Below are 12,579 nucleotides of genomic sequence, written 5' to 3' on the forward strand. Positions count from 1 at the left end.
CAACACCCTTGACCCAGGCGCGGTGGCTCCGCGCCTGGGTTTTTTATTGCACGCGATCCGATGCGCGGGTGACGACCCCGTCACGCGTGAACAGGGCATGCTTGCAAGAGTCCGCGCTCTGGCAGAATCCCTCGTCGGGGTCGCCGTTCAGCGCTTGCAACCATCGCCGGACCGGGAACCTGGTTCCACCAGGCCGGTCAAAGCCCCACCAACAGGAAGGTCCGATGCGCATACTCGTGATTGAAGACAACCAGGACATCGCCGCGAATCTGGGTGATTTCCTCGAAGATCGCGGCCATACCGTCGATTTCGCCGCCGACGGCATCACCGGCCTGCACCTTGCGGTGGTCCATGACTTCGACGCGATCGTGCTCGACCTCAACCTGCCCGGACTGGATGGCCTGGAGGTCTGCCGCAAGCTCCGCAACGAGGCCCGCAAGCAGACCCCGGTGCTGATGCTGACCGCACGCGACAGCCTCGACAACAAGCTGGCCGGGTTCGACTCCGGCGCCGACGACTATCTGATCAAGCCGTTCGCGCTGCAGGAGGTCGAGGTCCGGCTCAACGCGTTGGCCCGGCGCGGCCGCGGGGTGCAGACCCGGGTGCTCAACGCCGCCGACCTGGAGTACAACCTCGACACCCTCGAAGTGCGCCGCCAGGGCAAGCTGCTGCAGCTCAACCCGACCGCGTTGAAGATCCTGCAGGCGCTGATGGAAGCGAGCCCCGCGGTGGTGACCCGGCAGGAGCTGGAGACCCGCGTGTGGGGCGAGGAGTTGCCGGATTCGGACTCGTTGCGCGTGCACATCCACGGCTTGCGCGCGGTGGTCGACAAACCGTTCGACAGCAAGCTGATCCAGACCCGCCATGGCATCGGTTACCGGATCGCCGAGCTCGATGGCGGAAACTGAGGCAGTCGAGGTGGCCGGTCGGGCCGGGCGGCCGCGACGCCGGATGCGTTACCGGCGGCAACTGCGCAGCCGCATCATTCTGGCGTTCGTACTGCTCGGGTTCGGATTGACTACGCTGTTCGCATTCGCAGCGATTTACGCACGCAATTACGTCGAAGACCAACTGGTCGTCGACGTGCTCAACCGCAACATCAACAGTTACGCCGCCGAGTACTTCCAGAATCCCGACCGGAATGTCCCGTTCGCGGTCCAGCAGATGTACGGCCGCGTGGTGAATCCAAACGACCCGGCAGCAATTGCCAAGTTGCGGGCTGACTATCCCGGTTGGGAATATATCGACAGCGGTGTCGTGGAGACCTTCGTCGGCACCGATCAGCGCGATCGCTCGCTGGCGTACAGGGTTGCCGCGCTGAAGACGCCCGATGCCTGGTTCTTCCTGGCATACAACATGGGCCGCTCGGCGGAAGGCGCGCGCAAGATGAACCGTTGGCTGTATGCCTCGGTGGTTATCTTCACCGCTTTCTCGCTGCTGGTCGGGTGGTGGGCGGCATCGCGCGTCATGAGTCCGGTATCCGAACTGGCGAGAAGGTTGAAGCGGTCGGGCCGCAGTGCACATTCCGAGTCCCTGGCGGCGCATTTTCCCAACGACGAGGTTGGCCAGCTCGCCGAAGCGCTGGACGACTACGCCGGACGGCTGACCGAGGTGGTCAAGCGCGACCGTGAGTTCAACGCCGATGTAAGTCATGAGTTGCGCACGCCACTGGCGGTGATCCGGGGCGCGGTCGAACTGCTGCTGGCGCGGCCTGGCGTGGACGAAAAAACCCGTAACCGCCTGCACCGCATCCAGCGTGCCGAACTGCAATGCACCGACCTGATCAGCGCGCTGCTGTTGCTGTCGCGCGACGAACGCGGGCATGGGTCGACCGACGTCGCGAAGGTCGCCGAACAGCTGCTCGACGTGCATCGCACCCAGGTCGCCGGCAAGCCGCTGGAACTTCGGATGGAAGGCGAGCGCGGCCTGGTCGTCGACGCCCCGGAGGCCGCGGTCGCGGTTGCGCTGGGCAACCTGGTCGGCAACGCGGTCAAGTACACCACCCGCGGCGAGGTGATCGTGCGCCTGCATCCGCGGTCGGTCGAGGTGATCGATTCGGGGCCGGGACTCAGCGCCGAGGACGCCGCCAAGCTGTTCGAGCGCGGTTACCGCGGCACCCATGCCGGCCACTCGCAGGGCGGTGGCATCGGCCTGTCGATCGTGCGCCGGTTGTGCGCGCTGTACGGCTGGGAGGTGCGGGTCACGCCCGGCGAAGTGCAGGGCGTGGTGGCAAGGCTGACGTTCGACGCACCCGAATCCGCGTCATTGTAGGAGCGGCTTTAGCCGCGATCTGGAATCGGTACGAGCGAATGATTGCAGATCGCGGCCAAAGCCGGTCCTACACGGATTCGGGGCTGCCTATGCGTCCAGCGGCTCCAGCCAGCCGTACCTGTCGGGCGTGCTGCCGTCGAACAGGCCGAAGAACAGTTCCTGGATCCGCTGGGTCAGCGGTCCCGGCTTGCCGGCACCGACCTGGCGGCCGTCGACCGAACGGATCGGGGTGATCTCGGCGGCGGTGCCGCACATGAACAACTCGTCGCACAGGTACAGGTACTCGCGCGGCAGGTCGCGTTCGACAACTTCGATGCCGACGTCACGCGCCAGCCGGATGATCGAGTTGCGGGTGATGCCGTTGAGCAGCGCGGCGCTGACCGGGGTGGTGTGCAGGGCGCCGTCGAACACCAGGAACAGGTTCTCGCCCGCACCTTCCGACAGCAGGCCGGTCGAGGCCAGCGCGATGCCCTCGCCGAAACCGAGCCGACGGGCCTCGCGCGCGACCAGCTGTCCGGACAGGTAGTTGCCGCCGGCCTTGGCGCCGGCCGGGATGGTGTTGGGCGCGAACCGCTGCCAGCTCGACACGCAGGCGTCGATACCGGCCTCGAGCACGCCTGCGCCGAGGTACGGGCCCATCTCCCATGCCGCCACCGACATGTCGACGGGAGTGTCGGCCGACAGTCCGAAGCCACCGAGGCCGCGGAATGCGAACGGCCGCAGGTAGGCCTTGCCCAGCCCGTTGCGGCGCATGACTTCGCGGCAGGCCGCGTTGATCTCGGCGACGCCGTACGGCATCGGCATGTCATAGATCCTGGCCGAAGCGAGGAGGCGGGTGTTGTGGTCGGTCAGGCGGAAGATCGCCGGGCCGTCGGGCGTCTCGTAGCTGCGGATGCCCTCGAACACCGATGAGCCATAGTGCAACGCGTGCGACATCACGTGGGTGGTGGCTTCTTCCCAACGCTTGATCGCGCCGTTGTGCCAGATCCATTCGGGGTATTGCATTGTCGGGCTTCCGCAGGTGGTAACGGCCTATTGTGCCTGCTGGCGCCGCGACGGTCGCGCCCGATGGCTCAGTTCCTGATCCAGAGGCAGCCGAAATGGCGGTGCAATCCGAACACCGTTTCCGACGGCGTGACACCGTTCCCGAGGGTCTGCACGACCCGCAACGCGACCGGCCTGGCGTCCGTCACCGTGGAGGGGTAATAACGTTCGCCGACCTCCGCGACCTCCACAACGCCAGCGTCCCCCACGGTCCGCGTGAATACCGGCAATGGTGGTGGCTGGGGTTCCGGCACCACCGGCACGATGTCGACCAGTGGCCGCCGGACCACCGTGGCGAGCCGGTCCATCACCGCAGTCGCGCCACGGCTGGACATGCCGGCCCAGTGGTAGACGCTGGCAAGCCGGTTGGCGTCGCCGCCGTCGATCGCGGTGGTCATCTCGAACAACAGGTCCTGCACGTTGCGCGCGCAGCCCCCACGGTAGGTCCGGTGGCTGCCGATGCGGTCAGGCGAGGGCAGCCGTTCGACCGCGCCGATGTCCCGGCAGCGGTGGTCGGTATACGCAATCGTGCCGTCGGTGTGTTCGCAGCGGTTGACCTGGGCGGCCGCATGGGGCGGCCAGGCGAGCGCGCACGACAGGCCGAGCGCGACCAGCACGACGCGGCGCGAAAACCCGGGAGGAAGCAATGTCTGGTCGGTCCGGCGCGGCATCCCGCCAGCGTACGCGGCGGCGACGCGTCGTAGAAGTGGGCGTTCAGAAGTGGACGAAGTAGCAGCCGTGGTACCGCCGGACCTCGAAGTCCTGGACCTGGCGCGACCCGTCGTCGCCCAGCACGAGTTGCATCACCCCGGCATCGCCCAAGGCCGTGCTGCCGGACGCGTCGGCCAGTTGCATCACCCCGCCGCCGATCCGGGCGTCGAAATAATGCGCCTGCCATAGCGGCTGCCCGGCCAGCCGTCCGAGCCGCTGCATGATCGAGCGGGCCTGGCCGGTGTCGAGGCCGACCCAGTGGTAGCTCTCGGCGATGCGGTTGACGTCGCCCAGCGCCCACGCGCCCTGCAGGTCCATCGACAACTGGGTGGTGGATCGTGCGCAACCGCTGGCCGCCGAGCGCCGGGCGATTGCCGGGGCACGCCGGTTGCCGAACACGCCGTGGGCCTCCGGGCCTGCATGGGTGTCCGAGGCCAGCCGGGTCAACAACTCGCCCGGGATCGGGGTCGCGGTGGCACCAAACGCCGCGCAGGCCTTGTCGGTGTAGATGGCGGTGCCGTCGGGCGCTTCGCAGCGCTGGATCCCGCTGCCGCCACCCTGCGCGGGCGCAAGTCCGGGAACCGCCAAGGCGGCCAGCAGGGTTGCGCCGAGGGCGGTCAGGGTGAGCTTTTTCATGGGGCGTCGGAGCACTGCGGGGGATTACCGCTATGCTCCGGCCGCGCTCGTCAAAGCCTTGTAACCAAAGGGCTGCGGGGCTGAACCCCCGCGCAACCCGCGCTGAACTCAGGCGAACTTCGCGAGGACGTTCAGTGTCGGTTTGGCCAGGTTCAACGTGTAGAAATGCAGCCCGGGGGCGCCGCCTTCCACCAGGCGGCGACACAGGCCGGCCACCACCTCGGCGCCGAACGCGCGGACACTTTCGGCGTCGTCGCCGTAGGCCAGCATGCGTTGCGCGACCCAACGCGGGATCTCGGCACCGCACATCTCGGAGAAGCGACGGATCTGGCTGAAGTTCGAGATCGGCATGATCCCGGGCACGATCGGGATGTCGATCCCCGCCGCGCGGACGTCGTCGACGAACCGGAAGTAGGCGTCGGCGTTGTAGAAGTACTGGGTGATCGCGCCGTCGGCGCCGGCCCGCACCTTGCCCACGAAATGCCCGATATCGGCACTGGCGTCGCGCGCCTGCGGGTGGGTCTCCGGGTAGGCGGCGACCTCGATGTGGAACTGGCCGTCATGCTCGCGCCGGATGAACTCGACCAGTTCGGTGGCGTAGCGGAAATCGCCCGGATGACCCATGCCCGATGGCAGGTCGCCACGCAGGGCGACGATGCGGCGGCAGCCCATCGCCTTGTAGCGCTGCAACAGGGCGCCGATTTCGGCGCGGGTGCCACCGACGCAGGAGATGTGCGGCGCTGAACTGAGGGCATGGTGGTGCTGCAGCCGCTCGACGGTTTCCGGTGTATAGCTCAGGGTCGAACCGCCGGCACCGAACGTGCACGACACGTATTCGGGCGAATGCGCCTTGAGCTTGCTGGTCGTGCGATCGAGTTGCGCGCGTTGCTCATCGGTCTTGGGCGGATAGAACTCGAAGCTGATCGGGATCATTGGCCGAAGGCATTTGTGGGATGCCGGGAGTATATCGCTCCATCGCGATGAATGTTCAATATGTCGCGACCCCGGTTCTACAGGGGTCGACCCATCCCGAAAAAAAACGGGCGCCGAAGCGCCCGTTTGTCTCACCGGTCCGCCGATCAGTAGCGGTAATGATCCGGCTTGTACGGCCCCTCGACGGCGACGCCGAGGTAGTCGGCCTGGCCCGGGGTCAGCTGGGTCAGCTTCACGCCGATCTTCTCCAGGTGCAGCCGCGCGACTTCCTCGTCGAGCTTCTTCGGCAGCAGGTAGACCTGCTTCTCGTAGCTGTCCTTGTTGGCCCACAGGTCGATCTGCGCCAGCGTCTGGTTGGCGAACGAGTTGGACATCACGAAGCTCGGATGGCCGGTCGCGCAACCCAGGTTTACCAGCCGGCCCTCGGCCAGCAGGAAGATCGCGTTGCCGTTCGGGAACACGAACTTGTCGACCTGCGGCTTGATGTTGATCCGCTCCACGTCCTTGAGCGCATACAGCGCATCGACCTGGATCTCGTTGTCGAAGTGGCCGATGTTGCAGACGATCGCCTGGTCCTTCATCGCCTGCATGTGCTCGACGGTGATGATGTCCTTGTTGCCGGTGGTGGTGACGTAGATGTCGCCACGGCCCAGGGTCGACTCGACCGTGTTGATCTCGAAGCCCTCCATCGCCGCCTGCAGCGCGCAGATCGGGTCGATCTCGGTGACCACCACGCGCGCACCGTAGGCCCGCAGCGACGCCGCGCAGCCCTTGCCGACGTCGCCGTAGCCGCAGACCACCGCGACCTTGCCGGCCAGCATCACGTCCATCGCGCGCTTGAGGCCGTCGGCCAGCGACTCGCGGCAGCCGTAGAGGTTGTCGAACTTGGACTTGGTGACCGAATCGTTGACGTTGATCGCCGGGATCAGCAGCGAGCCGGCCTCGGCCAGCTGGTACAGGCGGTGGACGCCGGTGGTGGTCTCCTCGGAGACGCCCTTCCAGCCCTCCACCACGGTGTGCCAGTAACCCGGACGCTCGGTGGCGACGCGCTTGAGCAGGTTCTTGATGACCTGCTCCTCGTGCGAGGCGGCTTTCTCGTCGACCCACTTGCTGCCGTTCTCCAGCTCATAGCCCTTGTGGATCAGCAGGGTCACGTCGCCGCCGTCGTCGACCACCAGCTGCGGGCCGAGGAAGCCGCCCTTGCCGTCGGGGAAGCTCAGCGCCTCCAGCGTGCAGTCCCAGTACTCCTCCAGCGACTCGCCCTTCCAGGCGAACACCGGCGTGCCGGTCGCGGCGATCGCGGCGGCGGCGTGGTCCTGGGTGCTGAAGATGTTGCACGAGGCCCAGCGCACGTCGGCGCCGATGTCCTTCAGGGTCTCGATCAGCACCGCGGTCTGGATCGTCATGTGCAGCGAGCCGGTCACCCGCACGCCCTTGAGCGGCGCCTCGGCGGCGTACTTGCGGCGGATCGACATCAGGCCCGGCATCTCGTGCTCGGCGATGTCGATTTCCTTGCGGCCGTAATCGGCCAGCGAGATGTCGGCGATCTTGTAATCGCCTTCCATCGAAAAGGTCTTGGCTACAGCGTTCATGTTGAAGCTCCGGTTATGCGCCCGATCCACTTGCGGGAGGGCTGGTGAAAGCAACCGGGCGCCGTTGTACGTGGAACCTCGCCGAGCCTGGCCGTCCTTGCGACGGTCGCAGCGCCCCTCGGCGGGGCAGGCGGCGATTATATCGCCGTCGATACGGCGGGAGATGACCCGCCAACCTTGTAGGAGCGGCTTCAGCCGCGATCTGGAGCCGGTGCGGGCGATCAAACTTCCGATCGCGGCTGAAGCCGCTCCTACAAAAGCGTGATGATCCGGGCCCCCTCCGGACCGGAGGGGGCCACGAACGCCTTACTTCAGCTTCGCCGCCTTGCGCAGTTCGTCGGCGCGGTCGGTCTTCTCCCACGAGAACGCGGTCGCGCTGTGCTTGTGGCCGGTACCGTCGACGTAACTGACGTCCTTCGGCTTGCGGCCGAAGTGTCCGTAGGCGGCGGTCGACTGGTAGATCGGGTGGATCAGGTCGAGCATCTTGACGATGCCGTACGGGCGCAGGTCGAAGTGCTTGCGGATCAGCTTCTCGATCTTGTCGTCGCTGATGTGGCCGGTGCCGAAGGTGGTGACCGACACCGAGGTCGGCTCGGCCACGCCGATCGCGTAGCTCAGCTGCACTTCGCACTTGTCGGCCAGGCCGGCGGCGACCACGTTCTTGGCGACGTAGCGCGCGGCGTAGGCGGCCGAGCGGTCGACCTTGGACGGGTCCTTGCCGGAGAACGCGCCGCCGCCGTGGCGGGCCATGCCACCGTAGGTGTCGACGATGATCTTGCGGCCGGTCAGGCCGCAGTCGCCGACCGGGCCGCCGATCACGAAGATGCCGGTCGGGTTGATGTGGATCTTGTTCTTGGGCAGCGCGTCCAGCCACGCCTTCGGCAGCACCGGCTTGAGGATGTGCTCGCGCACGCCTTCGATCAGGTCCTTCTGCTTGATGCCGGGGTCGTGCTGGGTCGACAGCACCACCGCGTCGATGCCGGCGATCTGGTTGTCGTTGTCGTAGCGCAGGGTGACCTGGCTCTTGGCGTCCGGGCGCAGCCACGGCAGCGGCGAGTTCTTCTTCTTGCGCACGCGGGCCTGCTGCTCGACCAGCCGGTGGCTGTAGTAGATCGGCGCCGGCATGAACTCGGGCGCCTCGTTGCAGGCGTAGCCGAACATCAGGCCCTGGTCGCCCGCGCCTTGCTCTTCCGGCTTCTTCTGCTTCTTCTTGCTGCCGTCGACGCCGGCGGCGATGTCCGGCGACTGCTTGCCGAGCATGTTGATGATCGCGCAGGTGTGGCCGTCGAAGCCGACGCCCGAATGGTCGTAGCCGATGTCGTTGATGACCTTGCGTGCCAGGTCCTCGATGTCGACCCACGCGGTGGTGGTGACCTCGCCGGCGACGATCGCCGCTCCGGTCTTCACCATGGTCTCGCAGGCCACGCGGGCACGCTTGTCCTGGGTCAGGATCGCGTCGAGCACGGCATCGGAGATCTGGTCGGCGATCTTGTCCGGGTGGCCTTCGGAGACGGATTCGGAGGTGAACAGGTAGCTGGACATCGGGGTTATATCCTTGCATTCGGATAAAAGGATGGGCGCGGATGATACAGGCATTGCCGGCCCGGCGCATTGTGCCGTTCTCCGGGTTTGCCTTCGGTTAAGCGCCGCCGGTCCGGTGTCATCCAGCGGTCGCGCAATCGCCATGTGACGGTAGCGCAGCAGCGTCAGGCTTTGCGCCATCGCAGGCCCCCATGACGACGCCCATGCTGCAGCTCGAAGCCCGACTCCAGTCCAGTGTTCGCGCCCGCTTCCCGCACTGGTTCCGTGGCCGCCGTCGATACCTGGCCGCGCCGCTGCTGCGCACGGTGGGGCGCTGGTCGAGGCTCGACCTGCTGGATGGCTTCATCAGGGCCAGCGGACACTTGCACGGGTTCGCCTTCGTCGAGGCCGCGCTGGAATTCCTGCAGGCGTGCTACCGGGTCGACCCGCTGGAGCTGCGGCGGATCCCGGCCAGTGGTCGCTTGCTAATCGTGGCCAACCACCCGTCCGGTGCATTGGATGCGCTGGCACTGCTGGATGCGGTCGGCAAGGTCCGCAGCGATGTACGGATCGTCGCCAACGACCTGTTGTGCGCGCTCGATGGCCTGAGTGAGCTGCTGTTGCCGGTGACGGTGCTGGGCGGCCGGTCGAATGTCGACGGCCTGCGCGCGATCGAGGCGGCGCTGGATGCCGGGCAGTGCGTGATCGTGTTCCCGGCCGGCGAGGTCGCGCGGCTGGGCTGGCGCGGCGTGGCCGATGGCCGCTGGCGCCGCGGCTTTCTGCAGTTCGCCCGCCGCAGCGGTGCGCCGGTGTTGCCGGTGCGGATTGTGGCGCGCAATTCGGCGCTGTTCTATGGGGTGTCGGCAGTGTTCAAACCGATCGGGACCGCATTGCTGGCGCGCGAAATGTTCGCCCGTCGCACGCGCCGGATCGAGTTGCGGATCGGCCGGCCACAGCAACTGCCCGGCGATGGCGACGCGGAGCAACTGGTGCGTCAGGTGCGGGGGGAACTGCTAGCACTGGGTACGCGTCGCGAAGAGCCGCGGGTGCCATCGCCACCAGGACCCGGCCGGGCGGACACGCTGCCGGCCGAGTCGGCCGAACCCCTGGTCCCTGCCGTCGCCGTGGCCGCGTTGCGCAGCGATATCGAGTCGCTTGCGCTGCTCGGCCAGACCGGTGATGGCAAACAGATACGCGCTGGCCGACTCGCCGTCGGTGCATCGCTGCTGCGCGAGATCGGCCGGCTGCGCGAGCTGACCTTCCGCGCGGTCGGCGAGGGCACCGGGCGCCGGCTGGATGTCGACCTGTACGACGGCTGGTACGAACACATCGTGTTGTGGGATGCCCCGGCCGGCAAGGTCGCCGGCGCCTACCGCGTCGCCCGTGGCGCCGAGGTACTGGCCGTGCGGGGGCTGTCGGGCCTCTACACCGCCTCGCTGTTCCACTACGCCGACGATGCGATCACGCGGCTGGCGGCGGGGATGGAACTGGGTCGCAGCTTCGTCACTCCCGAGTACTGGGGCGGGCGCAGCATCGACTACCTGTGGCAGGGCATCGGCGCTTACCTGGCGCGGCATCCGAACGTGCGTTACCTGTACGGGCCGGTGTCGATCAGCGCCGCGTTGCCGACTGCCGCGCGCGAGCAGATCGTCGCCTATTACGCGCGCTACCACGGCGATGCCGGACAGGTCGCCACACCGAGGCAGCCGTTCGTCTACCAACCGGCGCCGCCGGAGCTCGACGCGCTCGACGCGAACACCGCGTTCCGCGTGCTGAAGGCCAATCTCGATGCCCTCGGCGCCGCCGTGCCGATGCTCTACAAGCAGTACACCGAGCTGTGCGAACCGGGTGGGGCGCGGTTCCTCGCGTTCGGTGTCGACCCCGCTTTCAGCGATGCGGTGGATGGCCTGATCGAACTGGACCTGCAGCAGGTGCGGCCGCGCAAGCGGGAGCGATACCTGGGATCGCCGGCAACCCCGCAATCGGCAGCGCTGGAGCCGGCGGCATGAGCCCGGCGCCGGTCGGGTTGCCCCCGCGCCGGCGCGCCGTCTTCATCTCCGACGTCCACCTGGGTGCGCGTCATTGCCACGCGGCGGAACTGGCGGTCTTTCTCGACACCCTGCGCTGCGATCGGCTGTACCTGGTCGGCGACATCGTCGACCTGTGGTGGATGGCGCAGCGGCGCGCCGTCTGGACCGGAGCCCATCAACGCGTGGTCGAGGCGTTGCACGCGCTCGCCCGCACCGGTACCGAGCTGGTCTACGTGCCGGGCAACCACGACCGCCCGGTACGGAATTTCTGCGGCCTCGTGCTGCCACGGATGCGCGTGCGCCGTCGTGCGATCCACGTCACTGCCGATGGCCGTCGGTTGCTGGTCACCCACGGCGACGACTACGACGGCCAGACCCATTTTGGCGGCCTGCAGGAGCACATCGGCGACTGGCTGTACTACCGCATCCTGACCGGCAACCAGTGGGTCAACCGTGCACGACGACGGCTGGGTCTGCGCTACTGGTCATTGGCCGAGTTCCTCAAGCGCCATAGTGCGGCGGCCGAACGCTACATCGCCCGGTTCGTCCAGGCCGGTCTCGATGACGCCTGCCGCCGCGGTATCGATGGCATCGTGTGCGGGCACATCCACCGCGCTGCATTGTTCGAACGCGATGGCTGCGTGTACGCCAATGATGGCGACTGGGTGGAGAGCCTGACCGCACTGGTCGAGGACCCTGACGGTAGCCTTCGATTGCTGGCGCATACCGGTGAGACGCTGGCATGCGTGCCGGCGCGGCAAGTCGCGGATGCTGCGGCCGTGCGCAAGGTCGCCTGACGATGGTCGTGCGCGCGCTGCTGTTCAGGCGGCGAACGGCAGCTCCGGAGCAACCCCGGCGACCAGCGCGTCGAAGTAGTCGCGGGTCAGGCGCAGTTGCGCTTCGGCCGATTCGGCGCGGTTGACCATGGTGCGGAAGGCAGCGTTCTCGGGCCGTTCCTTCGCGTACCAGCCCAGGTGCTTGCGTGCGATCCGCACGCCGGAGGTTTCGCCGTAGAAGCCGTGCAGGTGTTCAAGGTGGCCGAGCAGGATGTCGCGGATCTCGGCCAGGGATGGTTCCGGCAGGATTTCACCGGTGGCCAGGTAATGGGCGATCTCGCGGAAGATCCACGGCCGGCCCTGCGCGGCGCGGCCGACCAGCACCGCGTCGCAGCCGGTGTGCTTGAGCACCTCCCCGGCCTTCTGCGGCGAGTCGACGTCACCGTTGGCCATCACCGGGATCGACAGCGCCGCCTTGACCTCGGCGATGGTGTCGTACTCGGCCACGCCCTTGTACTGCTGGTCGCGGGTGCGACCGTGGATGGCGAGCGCTTTGATGCCGGCGGACTCGGCGATGCGCGCGATCTCCAGCGCGTTGCGACGGTCGGCGGCCCAGCCGGTACGGATCTTCAGCGTCACCGGCACGTCGACCGCGTTGACCACCGCCTCGAGGATGTCGGCGACCAGTGCGGGTTCGCGCATCAGCGCCGAACCCGCCCAGGCGTTGCAGACCTTCTTGGCCGGGCAGCCCATGTTGATGTCGATGAGCTGCGCGCCGTTGTCGACGTTGTGGCGCGCGGCGTCGGCCATCACTTGCGGCACCGTACCGGCGATCTGCACGCTGATCGGGTCGGGCTCGCCAACGTGGTCCATCCGGTGACGCGACTTGGCGGTCGTCCAGAAGCGCGGATCGGACGTGGTCATCTCCGATACGCACAGCCCCGCGCCCAGGCGCTTGCACAGCACCCGGAACGGCTTGTCGGTGACCCCGGCCATCGGGGCCAGGATCACGTTCGGGGCAATGGTGTGTGGGCCGATCCGCATCGGGCGATTCTAACCGGGTGC

Annotated in this window: 11 protein-coding genes and 1 riboswitch; of the genes, 4 read left to right on the plus strand and 7 right to left on the minus strand. The window is 67.3% G+C overall.

Annotated elements, in window-relative coordinates:
- The first annotated feature begins 224 nt into the window (after window positions 1–224).
- Window positions 225–908, plus strand: a complete 684-nt coding sequence (locus ACT9F5_RS13475; RefSeq protein ID WP_445120475.1) for a response regulator — start codon at window positions 225–227, stop codon at window positions 906–908.
- Window positions 895–2,271 (plus strand): ATP-binding protein, encoded by a 1,377-nt coding sequence (locus tag ACT9F5_RS13480; RefSeq protein WP_445120476.1) that lies wholly within the window; start codon window positions 895–897, stop codon window positions 2,269–2,271. Before ACT9F5_RS13475 ends, ACT9F5_RS13480 begins: the two co-directional genes overlap by 14 nt.
- Before the next feature lie 87 nt (window positions 2,272–2,358).
- Here the strand turns inward: ACT9F5_RS13480 and ACT9F5_RS13485 are convergent, their stop codons facing one another.
- The 6 genes from ACT9F5_RS13485 to metK all read right to left on the minus strand — a co-directional run bounded on the left by ACT9F5_RS13485 (window position 2,359) and on the right by metK (window position 8,729).
- Entirely contained in the window at window positions 2,359–3,276 is a 918-nt protein-coding gene (locus ACT9F5_RS13485) for a branched-chain amino acid transaminase (protein WP_445120477.1), read from the minus strand.
- 68 nt (window positions 3,277–3,344) lie between these two features.
- Entirely contained in the window at window positions 3,345–3,986 is a 642-nt protein-coding gene (locus ACT9F5_RS13490) for a hypothetical protein (RefSeq protein ID WP_445120478.1), read from the minus strand.
- Between the two features lie 43 nt (window positions 3,987–4,029).
- Complete coding sequence (locus ACT9F5_RS13495; protein WP_445120479.1) at window positions 4,030–4,662, minus strand: hypothetical protein; 633 nt, start codon at window positions 4,660–4,662, stop codon at window positions 4,030–4,032.
- Between the two features lie 108 nt (window positions 4,663–4,770).
- Window positions 4,771–5,595, minus strand: coding sequence for a methylenetetrahydrofolate reductase [NAD(P)H] (gene metF / locus ACT9F5_RS13500; protein ID WP_445120480.1), 825 nt, complete (start codon window positions 5,593–5,595; stop codon window positions 4,771–4,773).
- Between the two features lie 146 nt (window positions 5,596–5,741).
- Window positions 5,742–7,187, minus strand: coding sequence for an adenosylhomocysteinase (gene ahcY / locus ACT9F5_RS13505; RefSeq protein ID WP_445120481.1), 1,446 nt, complete (start codon window positions 7,185–7,187; stop codon window positions 5,742–5,744).
- 49 nt (window positions 7,188–7,236) lie between these two features.
- A riboswitch (S-adenosyl-L-homocysteine riboswitch) is annotated at window positions 7,237–7,313 on the minus strand.
- A gap of 180 nt (window positions 7,314–7,493) precedes the next feature.
- On the minus strand, window positions 7,494–8,729 hold the full coding sequence (gene metK / locus ACT9F5_RS13510) for a methionine adenosyltransferase (protein WP_445120482.1): 1,236 nt from the start codon (window positions 8,727–8,729) through the stop codon (window positions 7,494–7,496).
- 203 nt (window positions 8,730–8,932) lie between these two features.
- On the opposite strand from metK, the gene ACT9F5_RS13515 reads away from it, so the two are divergent.
- Entirely contained in the window at window positions 8,933–10,717 is a 1,785-nt protein-coding gene (locus tag ACT9F5_RS13515; protein ID WP_445120553.1) for a GNAT family N-acyltransferase, read from the plus strand.
- Window positions 10,714–11,535: a metallophosphoesterase gene (locus ACT9F5_RS13520; protein ID WP_445120483.1), complete on the plus strand. Its 822-nt coding sequence runs from the start codon at window positions 10,714–10,716 to the stop codon at window positions 11,533–11,535. The genes ACT9F5_RS13515 and ACT9F5_RS13520 overlap by 4 nt, the downstream gene beginning before the upstream one ends.
- 24 nt (window positions 11,536–11,559) lie before the next feature.
- Here ACT9F5_RS13520 and dusB read toward each other — a convergent pair whose 3' ends face one another.
- Window positions 11,560–12,558: a tRNA dihydrouridine synthase DusB gene (gene dusB, locus ACT9F5_RS13525; RefSeq protein ID WP_445120484.1), complete on the minus strand. Its 999-nt coding sequence runs from the start codon at window positions 12,556–12,558 to the stop codon at window positions 11,560–11,562.
- Window positions 12,559–12,579: the final 21 nt, after the last annotated feature.

Source organism: Lysobacter sp. F6437, from assembly GCF_052547215.1.

Bases quoted from the DNA above. Each gene is read 5' to 3' on its own strand.
- ACT9F5_RS13515 (WP_445120553.1), top strand. From the start codon at position 8,933: ATGCTGCAGCTCGAAGCCCGACTCCAGTCCAGTGTTCGCGCCCGCTTC.
- metK (WP_445120482.1), bottom strand. From the start codon at position 8,729: ATGTCCAGCTACCTGTTCACCTCCGAATCCGTCTCCGAAGGCCACCCG.
- ACT9F5_RS13490 (WP_445120478.1), bottom strand. From the start codon at position 3,986: ATGCCGCGCCGGACCGACCAGACATTGCTTCCTCCCGGGTTTTCGCGC.
- ACT9F5_RS13475 (WP_445120475.1), top strand. From the start codon at position 225: ATGCGCATACTCGTGATTGAAGACAACCAGGACATCGCCGCGAATCTG.
- dusB (WP_445120484.1), bottom strand. From the start codon at position 12,558: ATGCGGATCGGCCCACACACCATTGCCCCGAACGTGATCCTGGCCCCG.
- ACT9F5_RS13485 (WP_445120477.1), bottom strand. From the start codon at position 3,276: ATGCAATACCCCGAATGGATCTGGCACAACGGCGCGATCAAGCGTTGG.
- ACT9F5_RS13495 (WP_445120479.1), bottom strand. From the start codon at position 4,662: ATGAAAAAGCTCACCCTGACCGCCCTCGGCGCAACCCTGCTGGCCGCC.
- ahcY (WP_445120481.1), bottom strand. From the start codon at position 7,187: ATGAACGCTGTAGCCAAGACCTTTTCGATGGAAGGCGATTACAAGATC.
- ACT9F5_RS13480 (WP_445120476.1), top strand. From the start codon at position 895: ATGGCGGAAACTGAGGCAGTCGAGGTGGCCGGTCGGGCCGGGCGGCCG.
- ACT9F5_RS13520 (WP_445120483.1), top strand. From the start codon at position 10,714: ATGAGCCCGGCGCCGGTCGGGTTGCCCCCGCGCCGGCGCGCCGTCTTC.
- metF (WP_445120480.1), bottom strand. From the start codon at position 5,595: ATGATCCCGATCAGCTTCGAGTTCTATCCGCCCAAGACCGATGAGCAA.